Annotated in this window: 23 protein-coding genes; 3 read left to right on the top strand and 20 right to left on the bottom strand. The window is 70.3% G+C overall.

What is annotated here, in order from left to right; genetic code table 11:
* Position 1 precedes the first annotated feature (1 nt).
* The 4 genes from alaS to rpsD form a co-directional block, all read right to left on the bottom strand.
* Complete coding sequence (alaS, locus tag ACH5AF_RS24815) at positions 2 to 2,671, bottom strand: alanine--tRNA ligase (RefSeq protein ID WP_398904315.1); 2,670 nt, start codon at positions 2,669 to 2,671, stop codon at positions 2 to 4.
* Positions 2,671 to 3,066, bottom strand: coding sequence for a hypothetical protein (locus ACH5AF_RS24810; RefSeq protein ID WP_398904313.1), 396 nt, complete (start codon positions 3,064 to 3,066; stop codon positions 2,671 to 2,673). Before ACH5AF_RS24810 ends, alaS begins: the two co-directional genes overlap by 1 nt.
* A gap of 6 nt (positions 3,067 to 3,072) precedes the next feature.
* Positions 3,073 to 3,504, bottom strand: a complete 432-nt coding sequence (locus ACH5AF_RS24805) for a DUF948 domain-containing protein (RefSeq protein ID WP_398904312.1) — start codon at positions 3,502 to 3,504, stop codon at positions 3,073 to 3,075.
* A gap of 533 nt (positions 3,505 to 4,037) precedes the next feature.
* Positions 4,038 to 4,652, bottom strand: coding sequence for a 30S ribosomal protein S4 (gene rpsD, locus ACH5AF_RS24800; protein WP_215183106.1), 615 nt, complete (start codon positions 4,650 to 4,652; stop codon positions 4,038 to 4,040).
* Between the two features lie 188 nt (positions 4,653 to 4,840).
* Between rpsD and ACH5AF_RS24795 the strand changes: the two genes are divergently transcribed.
* Complete coding sequence (locus tag ACH5AF_RS24795) at positions 4,841 to 5,536, top strand: DUF2470 domain-containing protein (RefSeq protein WP_398904311.1); 696 nt, start codon at positions 4,841 to 4,843, stop codon at positions 5,534 to 5,536.
* 17 nt (positions 5,537 to 5,553) lie between these two features.
* Here the strand turns inward: ACH5AF_RS24795 and ACH5AF_RS24790 are convergent, their stop codons facing one another.
* From ACH5AF_RS24790 to ACH5AF_RS24775, 4 genes are all read right to left on the bottom strand, one after another.
* Positions 5,554 to 6,909 (bottom strand): replication-associated recombination protein A, encoded by a 1,356-nt coding sequence (locus ACH5AF_RS24790; protein WP_398904309.1) that lies wholly within the window; start codon positions 6,907 to 6,909, stop codon positions 5,554 to 5,556.
* Between the two features lie 44 nt (positions 6,910 to 6,953).
* Positions 6,954 to 7,571, bottom strand: a complete 618-nt coding sequence (locus ACH5AF_RS24785; RefSeq protein WP_398904307.1) for a vitamin K epoxide reductase family protein — start codon at positions 7,569 to 7,571, stop codon at positions 6,954 to 6,956.
* Positions 7,572 to 7,743: 172 nt separating this feature from the next.
* Entirely contained in the window at positions 7,744 to 9,006 is a 1,263-nt protein-coding gene (gene hisS, locus ACH5AF_RS24780; protein ID WP_398904306.1) for a histidine--tRNA ligase, read from the bottom strand.
* Positions 9,007 to 9,017: 11 nt separating this feature from the next.
* Positions 9,018 to 9,728, bottom strand: a complete 711-nt coding sequence (locus tag ACH5AF_RS24775) for an MBL fold metallo-hydrolase (RefSeq protein ID WP_398904304.1) — start codon at positions 9,726 to 9,728, stop codon at positions 9,018 to 9,020.
* Between the two features lie 232 nt (positions 9,729 to 9,960).
* Between ACH5AF_RS24775 and ACH5AF_RS24770 the strand changes: the two genes are divergently transcribed.
* Both ACH5AF_RS24770 and ACH5AF_RS24765 read left to right on the top strand, forming a co-directional pair.
* Positions 9,961 to 10,749: a peptidylprolyl isomerase gene (locus ACH5AF_RS24770; RefSeq protein WP_398904303.1), complete on the top strand. Its 789-nt coding sequence runs from the start codon at positions 9,961 to 9,963 to the stop codon at positions 10,747 to 10,749.
* Between the two features lie 175 nt (positions 10,750 to 10,924).
* Positions 10,925 to 12,154: a DUF349 domain-containing protein gene (locus tag ACH5AF_RS24765; protein WP_398904300.1), complete on the top strand. Its 1,230-nt coding sequence runs from the start codon at positions 10,925 to 10,927 to the stop codon at positions 12,152 to 12,154.
* A 137-nt stretch (positions 12,155 to 12,291) separates the two neighbouring features.
* Here ACH5AF_RS24765 and ACH5AF_RS24760 read toward each other — a convergent pair whose 3' ends face one another.
* The 12 genes from ACH5AF_RS24760 to ACH5AF_RS24705 all read right to left on the bottom strand — a co-directional run bounded on the left by ACH5AF_RS24760 (position 12,292) and on the right by ACH5AF_RS24705 (position 25,617).
* On the bottom strand, positions 12,292 to 14,775 hold the full coding sequence (locus ACH5AF_RS24760) for a RelA/SpoT family protein (protein ID WP_398904299.1): 2,484 nt from the start codon (positions 14,773 to 14,775) through the stop codon (positions 12,292 to 12,294).
* A 799-nt stretch (positions 14,776 to 15,574) separates the two neighbouring features.
* The gene (locus ACH5AF_RS24755; protein ID WP_398904297.1) at positions 15,575 to 16,120 is read right to left on the bottom strand and encodes an adenine phosphoribosyltransferase; all 546 of its coding nucleotides are present in this window, start codon (positions 16,118 to 16,120) and stop codon (positions 15,575 to 15,577) included.
* A complete protein-coding gene (gene secF / locus ACH5AF_RS24750; protein ID WP_398904295.1) occupies positions 16,117 to 17,223 on the bottom strand; it encodes a protein translocase subunit SecF in 1,107 nt (368 codons plus the stop codon). The genes ACH5AF_RS24755 and secF overlap by 4 nt, the downstream gene beginning before the upstream one ends.
* A gap of 1 nt (position 17,224) precedes the next feature.
* Positions 17,225 to 19,009, bottom strand: coding sequence for a protein translocase subunit SecD (gene secD / locus ACH5AF_RS24745; RefSeq protein ID WP_398904294.1), 1,785 nt, complete (start codon positions 19,007 to 19,009; stop codon positions 17,225 to 17,227).
* 147 nt (positions 19,010 to 19,156) lie between these two features.
* Positions 19,157 to 19,660 (bottom strand): preprotein translocase subunit YajC, encoded by a 504-nt coding sequence (yajC, locus tag ACH5AF_RS24740; RefSeq protein WP_398904292.1) that lies wholly within the window; start codon positions 19,658 to 19,660, stop codon positions 19,157 to 19,159.
* 164 nt (positions 19,661 to 19,824) lie between these two features.
* A complete protein-coding gene (gene ruvB, locus ACH5AF_RS24735; protein WP_398904290.1) occupies positions 19,825 to 20,889 on the bottom strand; it encodes a Holliday junction branch migration DNA helicase RuvB in 1,065 nt (354 codons plus the stop codon).
* Between the two features lie 377 nt (positions 20,890 to 21,266).
* Positions 21,267 to 21,875, bottom strand: a complete 609-nt coding sequence (gene ruvA, locus ACH5AF_RS24730) for a Holliday junction branch migration protein RuvA (protein ID WP_398904288.1) — start codon at positions 21,873 to 21,875, stop codon at positions 21,267 to 21,269.
* The gene (gene ruvC / locus ACH5AF_RS24725; protein WP_398904286.1) at positions 21,872 to 22,405 is read right to left on the bottom strand and encodes a crossover junction endodeoxyribonuclease RuvC; all 534 of its coding nucleotides are present in this window, start codon (positions 22,403 to 22,405) and stop codon (positions 21,872 to 21,874) included. Before ruvC ends, ruvA begins: the two co-directional genes overlap by 4 nt.
* Before the next feature lie 118 nt (positions 22,406 to 22,523).
* Complete coding sequence (locus tag ACH5AF_RS24720; RefSeq protein WP_215183074.1) at positions 22,524 to 23,276, bottom strand: YebC/PmpR family DNA-binding transcriptional regulator; 753 nt, start codon at positions 23,274 to 23,276, stop codon at positions 22,524 to 22,526.
* Between the two features lie 63 nt (positions 23,277 to 23,339).
* Positions 23,340 to 23,924: a pyridoxal 5'-phosphate synthase glutaminase subunit PdxT gene (gene pdxT / locus ACH5AF_RS24715; RefSeq protein ID WP_398904284.1), complete on the bottom strand. Its 585-nt coding sequence runs from the start codon at positions 23,922 to 23,924 to the stop codon at positions 23,340 to 23,342.
* Positions 23,924 to 24,832 carry a pyridoxal 5'-phosphate synthase lyase subunit PdxS gene (gene pdxS, locus ACH5AF_RS24710; protein WP_177153221.1) on the bottom strand — a complete coding sequence of 303 codons (909 nt, stop codon included), beginning with the start codon at positions 24,830 to 24,832 and terminating at the stop codon, positions 23,924 to 23,926. Before pdxS ends, pdxT begins: the two co-directional genes overlap by 1 nt.
* 290 nt (positions 24,833 to 25,122) lie before the next feature.
* Positions 25,123 to 25,617 (bottom strand): hypothetical protein, encoded by a 495-nt coding sequence (locus ACH5AF_RS24705; protein ID WP_398904482.1) that lies wholly within the window; start codon positions 25,615 to 25,617, stop codon positions 25,123 to 25,125.
* Positions 25,618 to 25,633: the final 16 nt, after the last annotated feature.

Here is a 25,633-nt window from a genome sequence, read left to right as displayed (position 1 = left end):
GTCACGCCGTCTCGGCGACGAGACGCTCGACGGCGGCGACGGCGTCACCGATGGCGGCCGGGTTCTGGCCGCCGCCCTGGGCGACGTCCGGCTTGCCACCACCGCCGCCGCCGAGGGTCTTGGCGGCCGTGCGCACCAGGTCGCCGGCCTTGAGGCCGCGCTCGCGGGCGGCCTCGTTGGTGGCGATGACGGTGAGCGGACGCCCATTGGAGGTGGTGAACACGGCGACGACGGCCGGGCGGTCACCAGGGATGCGGCCGCGGACGTCGAGGACCAGCTTGCGCAGGTCGTCGGCGGATGTGCCGTCGGGGACCGTGCCGGTCACCAGGGCGACGCCGCGAACGTCCTTGGCGCCCTCGGCGAGACCGGCGGCGGCGCCGAGCACCTTCTCCGCACGGAACTTCTCGATCTCCTTCTCGGCGTCCTTCAGCTTGCCGAGCATGGCGGCGATCTTCTCCGGCAGTTCCTCGGAGCGGCCCTTGACGAGCTCTTGGAGCTGGGCGACGACCGTGTGCTCCTTGGCGAGGAAGCTGTACGCGTCCACACCCACCAGGGCCTCGACCCGGCGCACGCCGGAGCCGATGGAGGACTCGCCGAGCAGCTTCACAAGGCCCAGCTGGGCGGTGTTGTGGACGTGGGTGCCGCCGCACAGTTCCTTGGAGAAGTCGCCGATGGTCACGACGCGGACCCGCTCGCCGTACTTCTCGCCGAACTCGGCGATGGCGCCCTGCTTCTTGGCCTCGTCGATGCTCATGACCTCGGCGTGGACGTCGAGCTCACGGGCGAGGACCTCGTTGATCTTCTGCTCGACGTCGGTGAGGACCGTGCCGGGGACGGCGTTCGGCGAGCCGAAGTCGAAGCGGAAGCGGCCCGGGGAGTTCTCCGAGCCGGCCTGGGCGGCCGTGGGGCCCAGGGCGTCGCGCAGCGCCTGGTGGGTCAGGTGCGTGGCGCTGTGGGCGCGGGCGATGGCCCGGCGGCGGCGTACGTCGATGGCGGCGTGGGCCGAGGCGCCGACGGTGACCTCGCCGACCTGGACGACGCCCTTGTGGACGCTGACGCCCGGGACGGGCTGCTGGACGTCGCGGACCTCGATGACGGCGCCCGTGTCGATCCTGATCCGGCCCTGGTCGGCGAGCTGGCCTCCGCCCTCGGCGTAGAAGGGGGTGCGGTCGAGGACGACCTCGACCTCGTCGCCCTCGGAGGCGGCCGGGGAGGAGACACCGTCGACGAGCAGACCGACGACGGTCGACTCGCCCTCGGTGGAGGTGTAGCCGGTGAACTCGGTGGTGCCGGAGTTGTCGGCGACCTGGCGGTAGGCGGAGAGGTCGGCGTGGCCGGACTTCTTGGCCTTGGCGTCGGCCTTGGCCCGGTCCCGCTGCTCCTTCATCAGGCGGCGGAAGCCGTCCTCGTCCACGCTCAGGCCCTGCTCGGCGGCCATCTCGAGGGTGAGGTCGATCGGGAAGCCCCAGGTGTCGTGGAGCAGGAAGGCCTTGTCGCCGGGCAGGACGGTGCCGCCCTTGGCCTTGGTCTCCGTGACGGCGGTGTCGAGGATGTTGGTGCCGCCCTTGAGGGCCTTGAGGAAGGCGGCCTCCTCGGCGACGGCGACCGTCTCGATGCGCTTGCGGTCGGTGATCAGCTCCGGGTACTGCTGCCCCATGGTGTCGATCACGACGTCGACGAGGTCCTTGACGACCGGGCCGGTGGCGCCCATCAGGCGCATGTTGCGGATGGCGCGGCGCATGATGCGGCGCAGCACATAGCCGCGGCCCTCGTTGCCGGGGGTGACACCGTCGCCGATGAGCATCGTGGAGGTGCGGATGTGGTCGGCGACCACGCGCAGGGAGACGTCGGAGCCGTGGTCGGCGCCGTAGCGCACGCCGGTGAGCTCGGTGGCCCTGTCCATGACGACGCGCAGGGTGTCGGTCTCGTACATGTTCTGCACGCCTTGCAGGATCATCGCGAGGCGTTCGAGGCCGAGACCGGTGTCGATGTTCTTGCTCGGCAGGTCACCGAGGATGGGGAAGTCCTCCTTGCCCTCGCCGGCGCCGCGCTCGTACTGCATGAAGACCAGGTTCCAGATCTCCACGTAGCGCTCGTCGTTGACGGCCGGGCCGCCCTCCTCGCCGAACTCCGGACCGCGGTCGTAGTTGATCTCGGAGCACGGTCCGCAGGGGCCGGGGACGCCCATCGACCAGAAGTTGTCCTTCTTTCCGAGACGCTGGATGCGCTCGGCGGGCACGCCGATGACATCGCGCCAGATCCGCTCGGCCTCGTCGTCGTCCAGGTAGACCGTGATCCAGAGCTTCTCCGGCTCCAGGCCGTAACCGCCCTTGTCCTGCGGGCTGGTGAGCAGCTCCCAGGCGAGCTTGATGGCGCCTTCCTTGAAGTAGTCGCCGAAGGAGAAGTTGCCGCACATCTGGAAGAACGTGCCGTGCCGCGTCGTCTTGCCGACCTCTTCGATGTCCGGCGTGCGCACGCACTTCTGCACGCTGGTCACGCGCGGAGCCGGCGGCTTGACCTCACCGAGGAAGTACGGCTTGAAGGGGACCATGCCCGCGGGAACCAGCAGCAGAGTCGGGTCGTCCGCGATGAGCGACGCCGAAGGGACGACGGTGTGCCCGCGCTCCTCGAAGAAGCTCAGCCAGCGGCGGCGGATTTCAGCCGACTCCATCAGTGGTCCTCATTCCGGTTGTACGAAGTCTCGGGGCCCGAGCCTTCGGTGGTGTTCTTGTGCTTGCGGTACGTCTCGTGCGCCCTGCTGTGCAGGTAGGTGATCTGCGCGGGCCGGTCGGGCTCGATCGCGGGCCGGCGGCCATTGGCGGGGAGTTCACCGCCGGGGGCCGCGTTCAGTCCCAGGACCTCGCCGAGCTCGGCCTCGCGCTGCAGCATCTGCGCGCGGATGTCCACGGCGATGTCCTTCAGCCGGTGGCCCGCGTCGATCGCCTTGTTCGCCGCCTGCGCGGCAAGGCTCTCGGGAGTGAGCTGCTTGAGCTTGCGGTTGACCTTGGTGGTTGCCCAGACGCCCGCTGCGGCGCCCGCGGTGAACCAGAACGTGCGGCGGAACATGGCGCCTCAGCCCTTCCGCTTCTTGCGTCGTATGGGCGGTACGGACCGGCCGACGACCACGGTGCGCCGCGGCTCGGCGGCCGGGGCCTCCTCGCCCTTGCGGCTCAGGGCACGCCGTACGCCGTAGCCGAAGGCGGCGACCTTGACGAGCGGGCCGCCGAACGTCGACGCGACGGTCGTCGAGAGTGCCGAGGCGTTGGAGGTGACCTCCTGGACGTCGCTCGCGATGGCGTCCACCCGGTCGAGCTGAGCCTGCGCGGAGCGCACGGTCGCGGAGGCGTCGGCCAGCAGGGGCACCGCCTGTTCGGTCACGTCCGCCACGAGTTCGGTGGTCGCTCTGAGCGTCTGCGCCAGCCTCACCAGCACCACGGCGAGGAAGGAGACCAAGATCGCCCAGAAGACGGCCACCAGAATCCCGGCAACCTCTCCACCGGTCACTGCACACCGCTCTCTGCTGTCGTCTGGCACCTGAAAAGTCGTATCCCGACCCTATCGCGCCCGGGGTGGCACCCCATACCGCATAAGCCGTCGCCGAACTGTGGCTGCGACCGCCGGTTACGCGGAGCGCTTACGGGTCGGCACACTGCGTGCCCCACGCGACGACACCCAGCGCCGGCTCCATTTCCGGTGACCGGATGCCTCCCAGGGCGGATTCGCCGCGGAGCCGAACCGGTTCGTGAGCACGGCCTGCGAACTCACCGCCCTCGGCGAGGCGCTGGACGGACCGCGGCTGGCGACGGTGGTCCGCAGAGGGGCGACGGCCCCGGCGGGCGCTCACGTAGCGGCTGTACAGCGCACTGGTGTCGCCGGACGGCGTTTGCGCCGTCAGGACACCTGTGCCGGACCCGGCGCCCGTTCCCTGTGCGGCAGCACGATGCGCGTCCCACGGCCCCGGAAACGCGGGAGCCCGCCGCTCCCCCGCCGGAACGGCGGGGGAGCGGCGGGCTGAAACGCTGGGAGACCGGCCCTGATCAGCGGGCGTAGTACTCGACGACCAGCTGCTCGTCGCAGATGACCGGAACTTCCTTGCGCTGCGGGTCACGGTCCAGGCGGAACGCCAGGGCCTTCAGGTTGACCTGGAGGTAGCGGGGGGTCTCGCCGTCGGCGGCGAAGCCACCCTCACGGGCGACCTGGAACAGGGGCTTCTCGCGGGAGCGCTCGCGGACCATCACGACGTCGTCGGGACGGACGCGGAAGGACGGCTTGTCGACCTTGCCACCGTTGACCTCGATGTGGCCGTGGACGACCATCTGACGGGCCTGGTAGATGGTGCGGGCGATGCCCGAACGCAGGACCAGGGCGTCGAGGCGGCGCTCGAGCTCGATGACGAGCGCGTCACCGGTCTTACCCTCGGCCTTCTTGGCGCGGTCGTAGGCGCGCGCCATCTGGCGCTCGCTGATGTCGTACTGCGCGCGCAGACGCTGCTTCTCGAGCAGACGGACCTTGTAGTCCGAGTTCTGCTTGCGGCCACGGCCATGCTCGCCCGGCGGGTAGGGGCGGGCCTCGAAGTACTTGACGGCCTTCGGCGTCAGCGCAATACCGAGCGCACGGGACTTCTTGACCTTGGGACGCGACTGGTTAGGCACGTTCTCCAGACCTCCGTTGTAGGTTAGGTTAGGCTCACCTTACTCAAGGAGATCGCATGTCTCGCCCTGGGAACACCAAGCGCATCACAGACAACACGAAGAACGCCGACGCTTCTTCGAGCGTCGAGGTGACGGAGGTCCGATCAGCTCATGGTCAGCCGCGTCCCAGCGGGCTTGAAATCACTCGGATGCCGTCAGCAGCCGAGCGCACACGAACTCTCGTACAGAGTACATGCTCCGCGGTGCTGCTCGTTCCGGGAGTGGAGGGGGCCCGGGCCGACCAGCTCAGCCCCACCGCCCGGGCTTTCGGAGCGGACGGCGAGGTGTTCCTCCTCTTCCCTGCCGACTCACCGGTCGTGCGGGCGGCGACCCACGCCCAGGACGACGAACTCGCGGCCGTCCTGGAGATCACCGATGTCGCCCCGGTCGCCGTGCCCAACCGTATTCGCGGCCGCGCCTGGATCTCCGGCTGGCTGACCTGCGCACCGGGGCTCGCCACCGAGCCCGGCTGCATGATGCTGCGCCTGGAGGTCGGCGAGGGATGCGTCGACGACCTGTGGGGCGCGGGCGGCGTCGAGGCGGAGGAACTGGCCGAGGCGTCGGCCGACCCGCTCGTCGCCCACGAGACAGAGCTGCTCCAGCACCTGCACTCCGCCCACAGCGACCAGGTGCAGGAGCTCGTCTCGCTGCTCGGTGACCGGGGCAAGGACGCGGCGGCCGCGGGGCGGCGGGCGGTGCCGCTGGCGCTGGACCGCTTCGGGCTGCGGGTGCGGTTCACCGGCGGGCAGCCGTTCGACGCCCGTTTCGACTTCCCGGCGCCCGTGCGGGACGTCACCGGACTGCGGCGGGCGATGCACACGCTCTTCGAGGCCGCTTCGCAGTGACCGCGCCGCCCGGCGGGCTACTTGGCGTCCCCGCGCAGGCGCTCGCGCACCTTCTCCACCACTTCCGCGTACCGCGCCTCGGCGCCGTAGCGGGTGGGCTCGTAGTAACGGCGGCCGTGGACCGCGTCCGGCGCGTACTGCTGGGCCGCGATGCCGCCGGGGACGTCGTGCGGATAGACATAGCCCTGGGCGTGCCCGAGCTTCGCGGCGCCCTTGTAGTGGCCGTCGCGCAGATGCGGGGGGACGGGGCCGGCGAGGCCGTTGCGGACGTCCTGCTGGGCGGCCTGGACGGCCAGCGTGGCCGCGTTCGACTTCGGGGCCAGTGCCAGGGCGATCGTCGCGTGGCTGAGCGTGAGAGCGGCCTCCGGGAAGCCGATCATGGCGACGGCCTGGGCGGCGGCGACGGCGGTCGGCAGGGCCGTGGGGTCGGCGAGACCGATGTCCTCGCTGGCCGAGATCATCAGCCGACGGGCGATGAACCGCGGGTCCTCCCCCGCCTCGATCATGCGCGCCAGATAGTGCAGCGCCGCATCCACGTCGGAACCGCGGATCGACTTGATGAGCGCGCTGGCGACGTCGTAGTGCTGGTCGCCGTCCCGGTCATACTTCACGGCCGCGCGGTCGACGGTCTCCTCCACGGTCGTGAGCGCGATCTCCTCCTCGCCCTTGTCGATGGCCGCGCCGGCCGCCGCCTCCAGGGCGGTCAGAGCCCGGCGGGCGTCGCCCCCCGCGATGCGCAGCAGGTGCGCCCTGGCGTCCTCGGGGAGGGTGAGCGCCCCTTTGAGACCGCGCTCCTCGGTGAGCGCACGGTCGATGAGGGCGCCGATGTCGTCGTCGGTCAGCGGCTCCAGGGTGAGCAGCAGGGAGCGCGAGAGCAGGGGGGAGATCACGGAGAAGTAAGGGTTCTCCGTGGTGGCGGCGATCAGGGTGACCCAGCGGTTCTCCACGGCGGGGAGCAGGGAGTCCTGCTGGGCCTTGGAGAAGCGGTGGATCTCGTCGAGGAAGAGGACGGTCTCCTTGCCGAAGCCGCCGGCGGCCCGGCGGGCGCCGTCGATGACCGCCCGGACCTCCTTGACGCCCGCGGTGATCGCTGAGAGCTCGACGAAGCGCTTGTTGGTCGCCTTGGAGACGACGTAGGCGAGGGTCGTCTTGCCGGTGCCCGGGGGTCCCCAGAGGATCACGGAGGAGACGCCGGCGGGCCCGCCCCCGCCCTCTCCGACGAGTCGGCGCAGCGGTGATCCGGGCTTCAGCAGATGCTGCTGGCCGACCACCTCGTCGAGGGTGCGCGGGCGCATCCGGACGGCCAGGGGACTGCTGGTCGGGTCCTTCTCCTGGCGTTCTTCGGCTGCGGCGGTAAACAGGTCGGGCTCCACGTCATGAAGCCTATGTCAGACCGCTGACACCGCCGGAGTGCCGGTCAGCCGGTCCAGAAGTCCCACCAGCGGGTCAGGATCAGCATGCCGACGATCCCGATGTGCAGCACCGGCAGGGCCCAGGTGAACTCGCTCAGGAAACCGCGCAGCACGGCCGGCGCCGGCAGGATCCCGTGGCGGACGTTGTGCGAGGTCACGTACCAGAACATGACGATCGTGGCGACCCATGCCAGGCAGCACCACAGGCACAGCGCGTTGATCTCGTACAGCGACTGCTGCATCAGCCACATGCAGAACCCGACACCGAACAGCGTCCCCGCGTTCAGCCCCAGCCAGTACCACCGCCGAAAACGCGCCCCCGCCAGCAGTGCCAGCCCGATCGCGACCACCGCGCCGTACGTGACCAGCCCCAGCATCGGATTCGGGAACCCGAACACCGCCGCCTGCTCGCTCTTCATGATGTTCCCGCACGACACCACGGGGTTGAGACTGCAGCCCGGCGTGAATCCCGGATCCTCCAGCAGCTTGAACTTGTCGATCGTGATCACCCAGGCCGCCAGCAACCCGGCCGCACCCGTGACCACCAGCAGCCACGCGAAGGCACGACCCGCGCCTGTCGTGCCGTGGTCCGCGGACACGTCGTCAACCGCTGCAGTCGTCATATCGCCGTTCCATCGTTCGCCGGTCTGCTGAGCACGGCCATTCTGCCGCACACCTACCGGTCTCCTCCGTTCGATCGGGATAAGGAACCGCGGCGGGCGTGCGCCGCGGACCCGCCCAACGACGAAGGGGCCCGCGGCAGTTGATACCACGAGCCCCCGGTACGTCCTGCCGTCAGACGAGCCTGGCGCGCAGCTCCGTGACCACGGTCTCCAGCGCGACCGGCTGCTGGTCGCCGGACTCCATGTCCTTGAGCTGGACCACGCCCTCGGCCAGGTCACGCTCGCCGGCGACGAGGGCGTACCGTGCGCCCGAGCGGTTGGCGTTCTTCATCGCGCCCTTGAGGCCCTTGCCGCCGTAGCTGAAGTCCGCCGCGACACCCGCCCTGCGCAGCTCGGTCACCACGCCGAACAGCACGCGGCGCGCCTCCTCGCCGAGCGGGACCGCGTAGACGCTGGTGGACTCGGGCAGGTCCAGCTCGACGCCCTCCGCCTGAAGGGCGAGGACCGTGCGGTCGACGCCGAGCGCCCAGCCCACGGACGGCAGCGCCGGGCCGCCGATCATCTCGGACAGGCCGTCGTAGCGGCCGCCGCCGCCCACGGCCGACTGCGAGCCGAGGCCGTCGTGGACGAACTCGAAGGTGGTGCGCGTGTAGTAGTCGAGGCCGCGCACCAGCCTCTCGTCGTCCTCGAAGGAGACACCGGCCGCCGTCAGCAGCGCCCGCACCTCCTCGTGGTACGCCTTGCACGCGTCACACAGGTAGTCGCGCAGCATCGGCGCTCCCACCAGCTGCTTCTGCACCTCGGCGCGCTTGTCGTCGAGGACGCGCAGCGGGTTGATCTCCACCCGGCGGCGGGTGTCCTCGTCCAGGTCGAGGTCGCGCAGGAAGCCCTGGAGCGCCTCGCGGTAGACGGGGCGGCATTCCCTGTCGCCGAGGGAGTTCAGCAGGATGCGGAAGTTCCGCAGGCCGAGCGAGCGGTAGGCCTGGTCGGCCAGGATGATCAGCTCGGCGTCCAGCGCCGGGTCCTCCGCGCCGATCGCCTCGGCGCCGACCTGGGAGAAGTGCCGGTAGCGGCCCTTCTGCGGCTTCTCGTAGCGGTAGTACGAGCCGGAGTACCAGAGCTTCACTGGCAGGTTGCCGGCCTTGTGGAGGTTCGCCTCCAGGGCGGCGCGCAGCACGGACGCGGTGCCTTCGGGGCGCAGCGCGAGCCGGTCGCCGCCCTTGGTCTCGAAGGCGTACATCTCCTTGGTGACGATGTCGGTCGACTCCCCGACGCCGCGGGCGAACAGCTCCACGTTCTCGAAGCCGGGCGTCTCGATGTAGCCGTAGCCGGAGTTCTTCAGCGGTGCGGCGATCGCTTCGCGCACCGCGAGGTACGTCGCGGAGTCCGGCGGGATCAGGTCGTACGTGCCCTTGGGGGCCTGGAAAACACTCACGGAAAGTCTCGTCACATTCCTCGTCGGGGAGCGCCCTGGGTGCTCCCGAGGCCGGCCGCCACCTCGCGCAGATACGGGTTGGTGGCGCGCTCACGGCCGATGGTCGTCTGGGGGCCGTGGCCGGACAGCACCACGGTCGAGTCGTCGAGCGGCAGGCACACCCGGGCCAGCGACTCGAGCATCTCGTCCATGTCGCCGCCGGGCAGGTCCGTGCGTCCGATGGAGCCGGCGAACAGCAGGTCGCCCGAGAAGAAGACGGACGGAACGTCCGCGGACTCGGGCATCCGGAAGGTCACCGACCCCTTGGTATGGCCGGGTGCGTGCGAGACGGAGAAGTCGAGGCCGGCGAGGCTCAGCGCGGCGCCGTCGGTCAGCTCCTTGACGTCGTCGGGCTCCCCCACGGTCAGCTCGCCCATGAGCTGCATGCCGATGGAGCGGCCGAGGGCCTTCTCCGGGTCGCTCATCATGTAGCGGTCTTCCGGGTGGATCCATGCGGGCACGTCATGGGCGCCGCAGACGGGGACGACGGAGGCGACATGGTCGATGTGGCCGTGCGTGAGCACGACGGCGACGGGCTTGAGCCGATGCTTCTTGAGTGTCTCCTCGACCCCTTGGGCGGCCTGGTGGCCCGGGTCGATGATCACGCACTCCTCACCCGCGGCCGGGGCGACCAGGTAACAGTTGGTCCCCCAGGCCCCGGCGGGGAACCCGGCAATAAGCACGATCGTCCTCAGTTCGGTCGTCGAGAGGCATGCGGCGGATCGGCGGGCGGCACTGCCGCCCCGATCACAGCAGTTCAGAGCCTACCGGCGCTGCTCACCGCACAGCTAACCCATATACGGTACGGGGCAAGGTTCGCCGGTCGGCAGCACGCCGTGTGCACGGCACCCTCGACGGACACGACACTTTCGACGTTCACGACCTCACGTTCACGACCCACAAGGAGAAGACCCGGTGGTCAGCAGCGATCAGCGGCGGCGCCAGCTCGCCAGGGAGAAGTTCGAGCGCCAGCAGCAGCGTCGGGAACAGGCGCGGAAGAAGGCGAAGCAGCGCAACGCGATCATCGCGGCGGCCCTGGCCGTCGTGCTCGCCGCCGGCGGCGCCGCCTACGCGGGCGTGACCCTGGGCGGCGGCGACAAGAACGACAGCGCCTCGTCCGAGGCCTCGCCCAGCGCGACCCCGTCGCCGTCCGAGAGCAGCAAGCCCGAGCCCGCCATGTCGATCGACAAGAAGGCGAAGTACTCGTTCGCGCTTGCCACCAACGAGGGCGACATCACGATCGCGATGGACGCTGCGAAGACCCCGCGCACGGTCAACTCGTTCAAGTCGCTGGCGGACAAGGGTTACTTCAACGGCACGAAATGTCACCGTCTCACTACGCAGGGCATCTTCGTGCTCCAGTGCGGCGACCCGAAGGGGGACGGCACGGGCGGTCCCGGCTACACGATCCCGGACGAGAACCTCACGGCACTCGGCAAGGCGGGCGCCGACGGCACGGTGACATACCCGGCGGGCACGGTCGCGATGGCGAACACCGGCCAGCCGAACACGGGCGGCAGCCAGTTCTTCCTCGTGTACAAGGACAGCAAACTCCCGCCCACGTACACGCCGTTCGGCACCATGGACGCCAAGAGCCTGAAGGCCGTCGAGGCCGTGGGCAAGGCGGGTGTGGCGGGCGGCGCGAGCGACGGCGCCCCGAAGAAGGCCGTCACCATTGAGAAGGCCACCGTCCCGAAGGTGTGAGCGGGGCAATTTCGGCCGCGCTGAGTGCGGACAGTCAGGCAGCCGGTCGCCTAGATTGGCGTTGTGCAGCGCGGGCCGGCTTCGCGTTGCTCAGGACGGGCGAGGCCCGTCCCAGGAAACTGTGGACGATGCCCGGGGACGAACTCCCTCGCGGGCATCAGGTTGAGGAGGCGCTGTGAGCAGCGACCCGTGGGGCCGCGTCGACGAGACGGGCACCGTGTACGTGCGTACTGCCGAGGGCGAGAAGGTCGTCGGATCGTGGCAGGCGGGCTCTCCCGAGGAGGCGCTGGCCTACTTCGAGCGCAAGTACGAGGGCCTGGTGGTCGAGATCGGCCTCCTCGAGCGGCGGGTGAAGACCACCGATCTGTCGGCCAAGGACGCCCATGCGGCGATCGGCCATCTGCGTCAGCAGGTGGACGAGCACCACGCCGTGGGCGACCTCGATGCGCTGCGTGTCCGTCTGGACGCTCTCGCGGCGACGGTCGAGAAGCGCCGCGAGGAGCGCAAGGCGCAGCGCGCGAAGCAGAGCGACGAGGCGCGTCACGCCAAGGAGGCCCTGGTCACCGAGGCCGAGGAACTGGCCCAGAGTGAGCAGTGGCGGGCCGCGGGTGAGCGGCTGCGGGCCCTGGTGGACACCTGGAAGGGCCTGCCCCGGCTCGACCGGAAGTCCGACGACGAGCTGTGGCACCGCTTCTCGCACGCCCGCTCGGCGTTCTCCAAGCGGCGCAAGGCGCACTTCGCGTCGCTGGACGCGCAGCGCGAGGAGGCCCGCCGGACCAAGGAGCGCCTGGTGGCCGAGGCCGAGGCGCTGTCGGGCTCGACGGACTGGGGGCCCACCGCAGCCCGGTACCGCGACCTGATGACGCAGTGGAAGGCGGCCGGCCGGGCGCAGCGCGAGGCCGAGGACGACCTGTGGAACCGCTTCCGCGGTGCCCAGGACGTGTTCTTCGCCGCGCGCAGCGGGGTGTTCGCCGAGCGCGACGCCGAGCAGGCGGAGAACCTCAAGCTCAAGGAGGAGCTCGCGGCCGAGGCCGAGAAGCTGGTGCCGGTGACGGACCTCAAGGCGGCACGCGCGGCCTTCCGGGCCATCAACGAGCGCTGGGAGGCCATCGGCCATGTGCCGCGCGACGCCCGGCCGAAGGTCGAGGGCCGGATGCACACGGTGGAGCGGGCCATCCAGGAGTCCGAGGAGAACGAGTGGCGCCGTACGAACCCCGAGGCGCGTGCGCGTGCCGAGGGTCTGACGGGCCAGCTCCAGGCGGCCGTGGACAAGCTGCGTGAGCAGATCGACGCGGCGCGTGCGGCGGGCAACAACGCCAGGGCCGACAAGCTCGCCAGGGAGCTCGAAGGCCGTCAGGCGCTGCTGGACCAGGCGCTGAAGGGCCTGGAGGAGTTCGGCGGCTGATATCCCGTCGTGTCGCATGGTGAAGGGCTCCCCGCCGGTGGCGGGGAGCCCTTCATCCTGTCGGCCCGTGCGCTGCTGCGCCCGTGAGCGGGCCGTGCGCGGGACTGCCGCGCGGAGGGTTCCGGTGGCCTGGCCCGTCAGGGCCGCCGGGCCGAGGTGACGCGGTAGACGTCGTAGACGCCCTCCACGCCCCGTACCGCCTTCAGCACATGGCCGAGGTGCTTGGGGTCGCCCATCTCGAAGGTGAAGCGCGAGGTGGCCACCCGGTCGCGGGAGGTCTGCACGGCCGCCGACAGGATGTTGACGTGCTGGTCGGACAGGACGCGGGTCACGTCGGACAGCAGCCGGGAGCGGTCCAGGGCCTCGACCTGTATGGCGACGAGGAAGACCGACGACTGGGTGGGCGCCCACTCGACGTCGAGGATCCGCTCGGGCTGCTGCGAGAGCGAGTCGACGTTGACGCAGTCGGCGCGGTGCACGGACACCCCGCTGCCGCGGGTCACAAAGCCGATGATCGGGTCGCCGGGGACGGGCGTACAGCAGCGGGCCAGTTTGACCCACACGTCCTCGACGCCCTTGACCACCACGCCCGGGTCCGTGCTCTTGCGGCGCTTGCCGCGGGTGCGCGAGGGCGGAGTGGACTCGGCGATGTCCTCGTTCGCGGCCTCCTCGCCGCCGAGGGCCTGCACCAGCTTCTGCACGACGCCCTGTGCGGCGACATGGCCCTCGCCGATCGCCGCGTACAGCGACGAGATGTCGGGGTAGCGCATCTCGTGCGCGAGGGTGACCAGGGAGTCACCGGTGAGGATCCGCTGGATCGGCAGGTTCTGCTTGCGCATGGCGCGCGCGATGGCGTCCTTGCCCTGCTCGATGGCCTCGTCGCGGCGCTCCTTGGAGAACCAGGCGCGGATCTTGTTGCGTGCCCGCGGCGACTTGACGAAGCCGAGCCAGTCGCGGGAGGGACCGGCGCCTTCGGCCTTGGAGGTGAAGACCTCCACCAGGTCGCCGTTGTCGAGGGTCGACTCCAGCGGTACGAGCCGTCCGTTGACCCGCGCGCCTATGGTGCGGTGACCGACCTCGGTGTGGACGGCGTAGGCGAAGTCGACGGGGGTGGCGCCTGCGGGAAGCGCTATGACGTCGCCTTTGGGCGTGAAGACGAAGACCTCGTTGCGGGACAGGTCGAAGCGCAGCGACTCCAGGAACTCGCTGGGGTCCTCGGTCTCCTTCTGCCAGTCCAGGAGCTGCCGCAGCCAGGCCATGTCGTTGACCGTGTCCTGGCCCGCGGTGCCCTTGCCCGCCCTGGGGACGTCCGTGCGGATCTTGGACGCACCGGCGACGGTCTCCTGCTTGTACTTCCAGTGGGCCGCGATGCCGTACTCGGCGCGGCGGTGCATGTCGAAGGTGCGGATCTGCAGCTCGACGGGCTTGCCGTTGGGGCCGATGACCGTCGTGTGCAGCGACTGGTACATGTTGAACTTCGGCATCGCGATGTAGTCCTTGAACCGGCCGGGAACCGGATTCCATCGCGCGTGCACCGTGCCGAGGGCCGCGTAGCAGTCGCGGACCGTGTCGACGAGGACGCGGATGCCCACCAGGTCGTAGATCTCCGCGAAGTCACGGCCGCGGACGATCATCTTCTGGTAGACGCTGTAGTAGTGCTTGGGGCGGCCGGTGACGGTGGCCTTGATGCGGGCGGCGCGCAGGTCGGACTGGACTTCGTCGGTCACTATGGCGAGGTACTCGTCGCGCTTGGGCGCACGCTCGGCGACCAGGCGCACGATCTCGTCGTACATCTTGGGGTAGAGGATCGCGAAGGCGAGGTCCTCCAGCTCCCACTTGATGGTGTTCATGCCCAGCCGGTGTGCCAGCGGGGCGTAGATCTCCAGCGTCTCGCGGGCCTTCTTCTCCTGCTTCTCCCGCTTGAGGTAGCGCATGGTGCGCATGTTGTGCAGGCGGTCGGCGAGCTTGATGACCAGGACGCGGGGGTCCTTGGCCATGGCGACGACCATCTTGCGCACGGTCTCGGCCTGCGCGGCCTCGCCGAACTTGACCTTGTCCAGCTTGGTGACACCGTCGACGAGCAGGGCGACCTGGTCGCCGAAGTCCCGGCGCAGCTGGTCGAGCCCGTACTCGGTGTCCTCGACGGTGTCGTGCAGCAGGCCCGCCATCAGCGTCGCCGGGTCCATGCCGAGCTCGGCGAGGATGGTGGTGACCGCGAGCGGGTGGGTGATGTACGGGTCGCCGCTCTTGCGCTTCTGGCCGCGGTGCCAGCGCTCGGCGACCTGGTAGGCACGCTCGATCTGGCGGAGCGTGGACGTCTCGATCTTCGGGTCGTTGCTGCGGACGATCCGCAGCAGTGGTTCGAGCACCGGGTTGTACGGCGACGAGCGCTGCACTCCGAGACGGGCGAGGCGGGCGCGCACGCGGTTCGAGGAGCCGCCGGACCGCGGTGTGACGGACGGCACGGGCTTGGGCGCGGAAACGGGCACCGGACTCACGCGCTCGGGCGCGGGGGGCTGCGGCTTCTCGCCCTGCTTCGGCTCGGGCGTGACAGGGGCTGCCGCGGCCTTTTCGGCCTTCTGGTCGGGCTGCGCGGCGGCGGACTGGGCCTCGTCTGGCAAGAGCACTCCTCGTGCGGTTCCGGGTCCCCCGGTCAGGCCCGGAAAGCCCATGGTATCGACCTGACTGTCCCGGTGCGCACGAGGCGGTGGAGAGGCATGTGCCACACGGTGCCCGCGCCGGGGCGATCACGACGCGGGGGGCTTCGCGGCACAGAGGGGACGCGGGAGCGGTCTCGGCACCGGGACACCCGGCGCGGTCACGCGCCGGGAACGGCACCGACGGGCGCGCGACGCGGCGCGGTCACGCGCCGGGACGGCACCGACGCGGTGGCGGCGCAGTGGAAACGGCGCAGGACGCCGGGGCGGTCGCGGCGGCCGGGCCACCCCGAACGGTTACACACCGGGACGGCACCCGCGGACGCGGGAGACCGCGGCACTGACGGACGCCGGGAGCGATCACGCGCCGGGAACGGCACCAGCGAACTGAGCGGTCGCAGCACCAGGGACACCCGGCGCGGTCACACACCGGGACGGCACCCGCGGACGCGGGAGACCGCGGCACCGGCGGACAACGGGCGCGGCGGCGGCGCGGGGGGAACGGCAGCGCCGGACACCTGAGCGGCTGCGGCACCGGGGGCGCGGGAGGAAGCGGCACCAGCGGCGGACACCCGGGGCAGTCACCCGCCGGGAACGGTACCGGCGAACCCGGGGGGATCGCGGCACCCGGCGCGGTCACCTGCCGGGGACGGCAGGACCGGACGCCGGAGCCGTCGCGGTGCCCGGGACGACGGAACGGGTGCCCCGGAGCGATTCCGGGGCACCCGTCGTGTGCCGTCGTCCCGTCTGCGGCTGCAGACCGTCAGAGTGTGATCAGTGCCTCCAGCGGCGCCCCTCGCAGGGCGCCGTCCAGCCGCGAACGGCCGCCGAGGAAGCCGAGCTCCATCAGGACCGAGATGCCGGCGACCTCCGCACCCGCCCGCCGGATGAGCTCCAGCGAGGCCTCGGCGGTCCCGCCGGTGGCCAGGACGTCGTCGATGACCATGACGCGGTCGCCCGCGCTCAGGTCCTCGGCATGCACCTCGATCTCGGCGGTACCGTACTCCAGCTCGTACGCCTGTCCCAGCGTCGCCCCGGGCAGCTTGCCCGCCTTGCGCACCGGGATGAACCCGATGCCGGCGCGGACGGCGACCGGTGCGGCGAGGATGAAGCCGCGCGCCTCCAGTCCGACGATCTTCGTCGCCCCATGGCGGACGCTGAGCTCGCACAGCGCTTCCGTCAGCGCGGTGAAGGCGACCGGGTCCGCGAGCAGGGGAGTGATGTCCTTGAACATCACTCCCGGCTGCGGATAGTCGGCCACGTCACGGATGCGGCTGAGCAGCAGTTCCCGGATGCCGGCGGCGGTCACCGGCGCCTGCTCGAGGGCCGGCGCCCGCGCCCGCGCGGGCCCACGACGGCACCCGCCGGGGCCGCGGCGGGTGCCACGTCATCGGCGCCGTCGGCCTGCTCCGGCGCCGCCGCCTCGCCCGACTCGCCCTTGGCCGCGGCGGCCGCGCGCTTGGCGAGCACCCGCTTCTTCAGGGCCTTCATCTGCGGCTCGCGCTCCTTGAGGTCGGCGACCAGTGGAGTGGCGATGAAGATCGAGGAGTACGCACCGGCGGCGAGACCGACGAACAGGGACAGCGAAATGTCGTTCAGCATGCCGGCGCCGAGGACACCGCCACCGATGAACAGCAGGCCTGCCACCGGCAGCAGCGCGACGACCGTGGTGTTGATCGAACGCACCAGGGTGCTGTTGATGCTGCGGTTGGCGACCTCGCTGTAGGTCCAGCGGGTCTGCTTGGTGATGTCCTTCGACCCCTCCTTGAGGGAGTCGAAGACGACGACCGTGTCGTAGAGCGAGTAACCGAGGATCGTGAGCAGACCGATCACGGTGCCCGGCGTGACCTCGAAACCGACGAGGGCGTAGATGCCGACGGTGATCGTGATGTCGTGGATGAGCGCGACCAGGGCCGCGACGGCCATGCGCCACTCGAAGGCGATCGCGAGGTAGATCACCACGAGGATCATGAAGACCCCGAGACCGGTCCACGCCTTGTTGGCGATCTGCTCGCCCCAACTGGGGCCGACCAGCTCGGCGTTGATCTTGTCGGCGTCGACGTCGAGCGTCTTCGAGAGCTCGGCCGCGACCTTGTCGGCCTGCTGCGTGTCCAGTTCGCTGACCTGGATGCGCATACCGCCGGTGCCGAGCTCCTGGACGATCGCGGGGTGCCCGGAGGCCTCCTCGGCGGCGTCCTGGGCCTGGGCGACCGACACGCTCGTCTTCGGAGTGGTGAAGACGGCGCCGCCCTTGAACTCGATGCCCATGTTGAGGCCCTGGACCACCAGGCCGAGGATCGCCGTGATGGTGATCAGGATCGAGACGCCGTACCAGATCTTGCGCTTGCCGACGAAGTCGTACCCGACTTCGCCCTGGTACAGCCGGGCACCGAGGTTTCCGAGTCGTGACATCTCACGCCTCCTTCGGGTCGGTGGGGGCGGAGACGCGACGGGAGCGGCGCAGCGGGGGCTTGGCGCCGAGCCGCTTCGGGTCCAGTCCGGACCAGGAGTGGCCGTTCGCGAAGAACTTCTTGCGGGCGAGGATCGTCATGATCGGCTTGGTGAAGAGGAAGACGACCACCACGTCGAGCAGGGTCGTCAGACCCAGCGTGAACGCGAAGCCCTGGACCTTGCCGACGGTGACGACGAAGAGCACGGCGGCGGCGAGGAACGACACGAAGTCGGAGACCAGGATGGTGCGCCGCGCGCGCGGCCAGGCACGCTCCACGGCCGGACGCAGGGTGCGGCCCTCGCGGATCTCGTCCCTGATGCGCTCGAAGTAGACGATGAACGAGTCGGCGGTGATACCGATCGCCACGATGGCACCGCAGACAGCGGGCAGGTTCAGCGCGAAGCCGATACCCGGGCCGAGCAGGGCCATGATCGTGTAGGTCAGGAGCGCCGAGGCCATGAGGCTGACGATCGCGATGAGCGACAGACCGCGGTAGTAGACGACCAGGTAGACCACGACGAGCGCGAGGCCGATCGCACCGGCGATCAGACCCGCCCTCAGCTGCTCGCCGCCGAGGGCGGCGGTGACCGTGGTGACGCTCTGCTCCTCGAAGGAGAGCGGCAGCGCACCGTAGGACAGGATGTTGCCCAGTTCCTGGGCGGACTCCTGGGTGAAGTTGCCGGAGATCTCGGCATTGGCGCTCAGCGTCGTGCGGACCGCGGGAGCGGAGACCACTTCGCCGTCGAGCACGATGGCGAACTGGTTCATCGGCGCCTGCTGCGCCGAGAGACGGCTCGTGATCTTCTGGAACTTCTTGGAACCCTTGTCCGTGAACTCCATCTGGACGATCCACTGACCGTTGCGCTGGTCGATGGTGGCGTTGGCGTCGTCGACGTCCTTGCCGTCCACCTCGGCCGGGCCGAGGATGTACTTCTCCCACTCGTTCGCGCTGTTCTTGCCGCAGGCGACCGTGGTGTCGGTCGGCTTGACGTTGTCGCCGAGCCTGCCGCGGGCCTTGTCGTCCGAGCAGTCAAGAGCGGTGAACTGCTTCTCCAGCGCGGCCGAGGCCGGGTCGCTGGACGGCGTCGGCTCGGGGCTGCCCGACGGCTTGGGGCTCTCGGAGGCCTTCGGCTTGTCCGGGGCGGACGGTGTGGGGCTCGCCGCGGGGGCCTTGAGGCCCTCGGTCACGGCGCGGCCCTGCGTGGTCGCACTCGCCGACGGGGTGGCGGAAGGGGAGCCGGACGGCGCGTTGGCTTCCGGCTTGTCCGTCGCCTTGTCGCCCTTGGGCTTGCCGCTGGGCGAAGCGCTCGGGGAGGGGTCGGGGGCGATGGGAGCGCCGGGGGCGACCGTCAGCACGGGCCGGAAGAAGAGCTGGGCGGTGGTGCCGACCTGCTCACGGGCCTGCTCGGAATTCGTCCCCTTGGGGATGTTGACGATGATGTTCCGGTCGCCCTGGGTCTGCACCTCGGCCTCGGAGACACCCAGACCATTGACACGGCGCTCGATGATGCCGACCGCGGTGTTCATGTTGGTCTCGTTGACGGCGCTCTCTTTGCCGGGCTCGCTCTTGGCCTCGAGCGTGATGGTCGTACCGCCCGCCAGGTCGATGCCCAGACGCGGCGTGAGCTGCCCCGCCCAGAACATGCCGCCCGTGAGCGCGACCATGGCGATCAGGATCAGAGCCAGGGCACGCCCCGGCTTGCCCTGAGCCCCCGCGGGCCTTCGGCCCCTGTTCGGTGCTGCCACCTTCTCGTTTCTCCCTGTCCAACCGCCCGCGCCGGGTGTGCGCCGAGGCGGCCACGAAGTGTTGTGGGGACCTGCCCCCGAAGGTCAGTCGGCACAACCGGGGGACCGCCCGGCGCCGCTGGGCGCCGTCGCGGTCCCCGATCGTGACTACTTCGCGTCGGCCTCGCCGTCGGTCTTGCCGTCCTTGCCGTCCGCGTCCTTCGCCTCGGCGTCCTTCGCCTCGACGTCGCCCGCGTCGGCGTCCTTCGCCTCGGTCTTCTTGCCGAGATCGATCTTGTCAGAGTCCGTGGCCTCATCGGCCGCGGCGTCGCCGCTCAGCGAGCCGGCGTCGTCCGGAACGACGGTGGAACCGTCGACCTTGACATCGTCGTCACCGTGGACGATGCGGTTGTACTCGTCGTCGGCGAGGACCGCGCCGATGGCGTTCTTCGCGAACACCAGGTGGACCCCGGGAGCGGCCTCCACGAGGACCGTGTCGTCGTTGACCTCCTTGACGGTCGCGTAGATGCCACCGATGGTCCGCACGCCGGTACCGGGCTGGAGCTGGTCACGCATCTGCGCGGCCTGCTGCTGCTTCTTCTTGGCGGAGCGGGTCATCAGAAACATGGCCCCGATGAGGACGATGAAAGGGAGGAGGGTCAAGATATCCACGGCGGGGAATTCCTTCGCACGACCGCGCTGATGAACGGCCTGGTCTACGGGGGTGGGCACGCCGACCCTGGAAGGGCGGCATCGGCGGAGTCTAAGCGAGTCCGCATCACTGGAACAACGCCCAGCATCCCACCGTGGTTCCTCATGGACGAGTCTCCTCGCCGTCACGCCCCGAACAAGCCCGGTTGTCCACTTGCGCCCTGCCGCGGCGGCACGAGCCCGAGGTGCGCCCAGGCCGCCGGCGTGGCCACCCGTCCCCGGGGCGTCCTGGCCAGCAGACCTTCCCGTACGAGGAAGGGCTCGGCCACCTCCTCCACCGTCTCGCGCTCCTCCCCCACGGCCACAGCCAGCGTGGACAGGCCGACAGGGCCGCCGGCGAACAGCTTCAGCAGCGCCTGCAGCACCGCCCGGTCCAGCCGGTCCAGGCCGCGGCTGTCGACCTCGTACACACCAAGGGCCGCCGCTGCCACCTCCCGGGTGATCAGCCCATCAGCCTTGACCTGGGCGTAGTCGCGCACGCGGCGCAGCAGACGGTTGGCGATACGCGGCGTGCCGCGCGAGCGGCCGGCGATCTCGGCGGCGCCCTCCGCCTCGATGTCGAGGTCGAGCAGCTGTGCGGACCGGTGGATGACGCGCTCCAGCTCGACCGGCTCGTAGAACTCCATGTGCGCGGTGAAGCCGAAGCGGTCGCGCAGCGGCGGCGGCAGCAGACCGGCCCTGGTGGTGGCGCCGACCAGCGTGAAGGGCGGCAGCTCCAGCGGGATGGCGGTGGCTCCCGGGCCCTTGCCGACGATCACGTCGACGCGGAAGTCCTCCATCGCCATGTAGAGCATCTCCTCGGCGGGCCGGGACATGCGGTGGATCTCGTCGAGGAAGAGGACCTCTCCCTCCTGGAGCGAGGAGAGGATGGCGGCGAGGTCGCCCGCGTGTTGGATGGCGGGGCCGGAGGTGATGCGGATCGGAGCGTTCATCTCCGCGGCGATGATCATCGACAGGGTGGTCTTGCCGAGGCCCGGGGCGCCGGAGAGCAGGACGTGGTCGGCGGTGGCGCCGCGGGCGAGGGCCGCCTTGAGCACGAGGTCGAGCTGCTCGCGCACGCGCTCCTGGCCCACGAACTCGTCCAGCGACTTGGGGCGCAGGGCCGCCTCGACGGCCTGGTCCTCGCCGTCGGCGGCTCCGCCGACCAGCCGCGGTTCCGCCTCGGCGGTGGTCTCGTCGTCCCAGTTCACGTGGTGTCTGCCTTCTTGGATGGGTCGGTACGGGTGGTGGTGCGGCGGGGGCGTCGGGCCGGGGCGGGCTCGTTCCGCTACCTGCCCCTACGGCCAGGCCGCAGATGGGGGTGTGGTCCCCCTCGGCCGTCAGGCCGCAGCTGGGGGCACCTCCCGACGGCCGCCATGCCGCGGGTGCGGGAATCTCCCACCCCCACCAAGCCGCAGACCTCCCACGGCCGCCAGGCCACAGGCGAGGGCACCTCCAAGCCCGCCAAGCCCGCCAAGCCGCAGGCGGGGATACCTCCACGCCCGCCAGGCCACATGTGCGCGCACCTCCCACGGCCGCCAGGCCGAAGGGGCGGTCCAGGGGCGGAGCGCCACGGTTACGGGACATGTCACCGCGTGCGGTTCAGGGTCTGGAGCGCTGACCGCAGCAGCGGGCCCACCGTCGGGGACGGGCCCATCGTCTCCGCCTGCGGAGCCACCGCGCCGACCGCCTCGTCCGCCTCGCGCGTGGCGTAGCCGAGGCCGATCAGCGCGGCGTGCAGCTGGTCCCGCCAGGACTGACTGACCGGGGCGCCGACGGCGGGGGCGGAGCCGATCGGCGAGCCGAGGCGGTCCTTCAGCTCAAGAAGCAGCTTCTGTGCGCCCTTCTTTCCGATGCCCGGCACCGCCGTCAGCGCCTTCTCGTCCCCCGTCGAGACGGCGACGCGCAGCGCGTCCGGTGTGTGCACGGCGAGCATCGCCTGGGCCAGACGCGGTCCCACTCCGCTCGCGGTCTGGAGCAGCTCGAAGACCTGGCGCTCGTCGTCGTCGGCGAAGCCGTACAGCGTCAGCGAGTCCTCGCGGACCACCAAGGACGTGGCCAGTCGGGCTTCCTGACCGAGCCTCAGCTCCGACAGGGTGTTCGGTGTGCACTGCACGGCCATGCCGACGCCGCCGACCTCGATCACGGCCGTGGTCGGGGCGAGGGCGGCCACTGTGCCGCTCACAAAGGCGATCATGCGGTCCGGCCTTTCGTTGCGTGATGGGCGGCGACCGCCTGTTGGAGGCGGCTCCGCGCGGGGGCGCGCCAGATGTGGCAGATGGCAAGGGCGAGCGCGTCGGCCGCGTCGGCCGGCTTCGGCGGTGCGTCGAGTCGCAACAGCCGGGTGACCATCGCCCCCACCTGGGCCTTGTCGGCCCGTCCGCTGCCCGTGACGGCCGCCTTGACCTCGCTGGGCGTATGCAGGGCGACGGGGATACCGCGCCGGGAAGCACAGAGCATGGCGACGGCGCTGGCCTGGGCCGTGCCCATCACCGTACGCACATTGTGCTGGCTGAACACCCGCTCCACCGCGACGAATTCGGGGCAATGCTCGTCGAGCCACTGCTCGATGCCCTGCTCGATCGCGACCAGCCGGTGGCCCAACTCGGCATCCGCCGGCGTCCTGACGACTCCGACGCCGCGCATGGTCAGCGGACGGCCGGCCACGCCCTCCACGACGCCCACACCGCACCGGGTCAGTCCAGGGTCCACGCCGAGAACGCGCACGCGCCCCACCCCTCCTTCGCTCAGCTGTTTGTGCAGGCTATCGGCTGCCACCGACAACGCGACGGGCCGACGGGGATGTGTCCCCGTCGGCCCTGTCTGCCCGTCGTACGAGCGTGGCTCAGGCGTCGACCTTCTCCATGACGTCGTCCGAGACGTCGAAGTTGGCGAAGACGTTCTGCACGTCATCGCTGTCCTCCAGCGCGTCGATCAGCTTGAAGATCTTGCGCGCGCCTTCCTCGTCCAGTTCGACCTGCATGGTCGGGACGAAGTTGGCCTCGGCCGAGTCGTAGTCGATTCCGGCCTCCTGGAGCGCCGTGCGGACGGCGACCAGGTCCGTGGCCTCGCTGAGCACCTCGAAGTTCTCACCGAGGTCGTTGACCTCCTCGGCGCCCGCGTCGAGCACGGCACCCAGGACGTCGTCCTCGGTCAGCTCGCCCTTGGGGACGATGACGACGCCCTTGCGGTTGAACAGGTACGAGACGGAACCCGGGTCGGCCATGGAGCCGCCGTTGCGGGTCATGGCGACGCGCACGTCGGAGGCGGCGCGGTTGCGGTTGTCGGTGAGGCACTCGATGAGCACCGCGACACCGTTCGGGCCGTAGCCCTCGTACATGATCGTCTCGTAGTCGACGCCGCCGGCCTCGAGGCCGCCGCCGCGCTTGATCGCCGAGTCGATGTTCTTGTTCGGAACCGAGCTCTTCTTGGCCTTCTGCACGGCGTCGAAGAGGGTCGGGTTGCCATCCAGGTCGGCGCCGCCGGTACGCGCCGCGACCTCGATGTTCTTGATCAGCTTCGCGAAGAGCTTGCCGCGCTTGGCGTCGATCACGGCCTTCTTGTGCTTCGTCGTAGCCCATTTAGAGTGGCCGGACATCTGCCTGTCTCCTTCGCGTAACCAATTTCTTCAACGAACCCCAGAGATCCTACCGGGATCGTCTCAGCCCACCGTGCGCACCATGTCGACGAACAGGCCATGCACCCGGTGGTCACCGGTCAGTTCGGGATGGAACGAGGTCGCGAGCGCATTGCCCTGCCGCACCGCGACGATGTGGCCGTCGTGTTCGGCGAGCACCTCGACCTGGGCGCCGATGGACTCCACCCACGGAGCGCGGATGAACACGCCCTCGACGGGTCCGACCCCGGACACCTCGACGGTCGCCTCGAACGACTCGTTCTGCCGGCCGAAGGCGTTGCGACGGACGATCATGTCGATGCCGCCGAGCGTCTCCTGGCCCGACCGCGGGTCGATGATCTTGTCGGCGAGCATGATCAGTCCGGCGCAGGTGCCGTAGACGGGCATGCCGGCCGCGATGCGCTCCCGCAGCGGCTCCAGCACGCCGAACAGCGTGGCGAGCTTGGACATGGTCGTGGATTCACCGCCGGGGATCACCAGGGCGTCGACCTCGGCCAGTTCCTCGGCCCGCCGCACCGGCCTGGCCACGGCGTCCGCCGCGGCCAGGGCGATCAGGTGCTCCCGTACGTCGCCCTGGAGGGCCAGGACACCGATCACCGGGGTCGTCATCACCAGCCCCGGTTCGCGTAGCGCTCGGCCTCGGGCAGGGTGTCGCAGTTGATGCCGACCATGGCCTCGCCCAGGTTGCGGGAGGCGTCCGCGATGATCTTCGGGTCGTCGTAGAAGGTCGTGGCCTTCACGATGGCGGCGGCGCGCTTGGCCGGGTCGCCCGACTTGAAGATGCCGGAGCCGACGAAGACGCCCTCGGCGCCGAGCTGGCGCATCAGCGCGGCGTCGGCCGGGGTGGCCACGCCACCGGCGGAGAACAGCACGACCGGCAGCTTGCCGAGCTCGGAGACCTCCTTGACGAGCTCGTACGGGGCGCGCAGCTCCTTGGCGGCGGCGTACAGCTCGTTGTTGTCGAAGCCGCGCAGCTTGGCGATCTCGTTCTTGATCTGGCGCAGGTGGCGGACGGCCTCGACGACGTTGCCCGTGCCGGCCTCGCCCTTGGAGCGGATCATGGCCGCGCCCTCGGCGATACGGCGCAGGGCCTCGCCCAGGTTGGTGGCGCCGCACACGAACGGGGTGGTGAAGGCCCACTTGTCGGAGTGGTTGACCTCGTCGGCCGGGGTCAGGACCTCGGACTCGTCGATGTAGTCGACGCCGAGGGACTGCAGGACCTGGGCCTCGACGAAGTGGCCGATGCGGGACTTGGCCATCACCGGGATGGAGACCGCGTCGATGATCTCCTCGATCATGTTCGGGTCGGACATCCGGGCCACGCCACCGTCCTTGCGGATGTCGGCGGGCACGCGCTCCAGGGCCATGACGGCCACGGCGCCGGCATCCTCGGCGATCTTCGCCTGCTCGGCGTTGACCACGTCCATGATCACGCCGCCCTTGAGCTGCTCGGCCATGCCGCGCTTGACGCGGGCGGTACCGGTCTCGGGGGTCTGCGGGGTGGTGGTGCTGGACACGGATGGACCTCACTCGATGACGACGTTGTGATGCATCATCGATGGAACATCGGGGGACCAGTCCACATCAAGGGCCAATATTCACCCCGTGGATCGTTTTGGGTCGCGGATGATGGGCGCGATCGTCGCCATGGACCGTTCAAGCTCCTGAATCGTTGCTCGCCCATCGTTGCTCGCCCATCGCTGCCGCGCATCGCTGCCGTGGGCCGTTGCCGCGCATCGCTGCCATGCGTCGCGTTGCCGTGCGCCGGTGCCTTGGACCATTGCCGTGGACCGTTGGCGTTGATCGTTCAAGCCGGCCGGTCCGCGAGCGCTGTCGGGGGCTCGTCGTCCATCTCGAAGGCCAGGGGGAACGGGGCGTGGCCCGCGAGCCTGAACCAGCGCACCGTGCGGTGCCGGCGCAGTGCCCGTGCCGCGCGGACGGCGTCGTTGTGGAACCGGCGCGCCATGGGCACCCGGCGTACCGCCTGCGCGAGCTCCCCCGCGGCCTCCTCGCCGCCCGGCACCACGCGCAGCGCCTCCATCTGCTCCGGCTCCCCGAACACGGCCCGCAGGGCGGCGCTGAGCTCGCTCTCGGCGACCTCGCGGTGCTCCTCCTCCGCCTGCCGGGCCTCGTGCGCGGCCTCGTACAGCACGATCGACGCGGCCGGGTCGAGCACCCCGGAGGTCGCGAGCTCCTGTGCGACCGACGCGCGCCGCAGGAGCTGCGCGTCGAGCGCGGCGCGGGCGGCGTCGATCCGCGTGTGGAGCCGGTCGAGTCGCCCGGCGGTCCAGCTGAGGTACATGCCGATGGCCACGAGG

Source organism: Streptomyces sp. NPDC018833, from assembly GCF_044390825.1.
Taxonomy (GTDB): domain Bacteria; phylum Actinomycetota; class Actinomycetes; order Streptomycetales; family Streptomycetaceae; genus Streptomyces.
This window is presented reverse-complemented; position numbering and strand designations above follow the sequence as displayed.

Excerpts from the sequence above, each read along its gene's own strand:
- alaS (WP_398904315.1), bottom strand. The coding sequence starts at position 2,671 with ATGGAGTCGGCTGAAATCCGCCGCCGCTGGCTGAGCTTCTTCGAGGAG.
- ACH5AF_RS24810 (WP_398904313.1), bottom strand. The coding sequence starts at position 3,066 with ATGTTCCGCCGCACGTTCTGGTTCACCGCGGGCGCCGCAGCGGGCGTC.
- ACH5AF_RS24795 (WP_398904311.1), top strand. The coding sequence starts at position 4,841 with ATGCCGTCAGCAGCCGAGCGCACACGAACTCTCGTACAGAGTACATGC.
- ACH5AF_RS24785 (WP_398904307.1), bottom strand. The coding sequence starts at position 7,571 with ATGACGACTGCAGCGGTTGACGACGTGTCCGCGGACCACGGCACGACA.
- secF (WP_398904295.1), bottom strand. The coding sequence starts at position 17,223 with ATGTCACGACTCGGAAACCTCGGTGCCCGGCTGTACCAGGGCGAAGTC.
- ruvA (WP_398904288.1), bottom strand. The coding sequence starts at position 21,875 with ATGATCGCCTTTGTGAGCGGCACAGTGGCCGCCCTCGCCCCGACCACG.
- ACH5AF_RS24720 (WP_215183074.1), bottom strand. The coding sequence starts at position 23,276 with ATGTCCGGCCACTCTAAATGGGCTACGACGAAGCACAAGAAGGCCGTG.
- pdxT (WP_398904284.1), bottom strand. The coding sequence starts at position 23,924 with ATGACGACCCCGGTGATCGGTGTCCTGGCCCTCCAGGGCGACGTACGG.
- ACH5AF_RS24705 (WP_398904482.1), bottom strand. The coding sequence starts at position 25,617 with ATGTACCTCAGCTGGACCGCCGGGCGACTCGACCGGCTCCACACGCGG.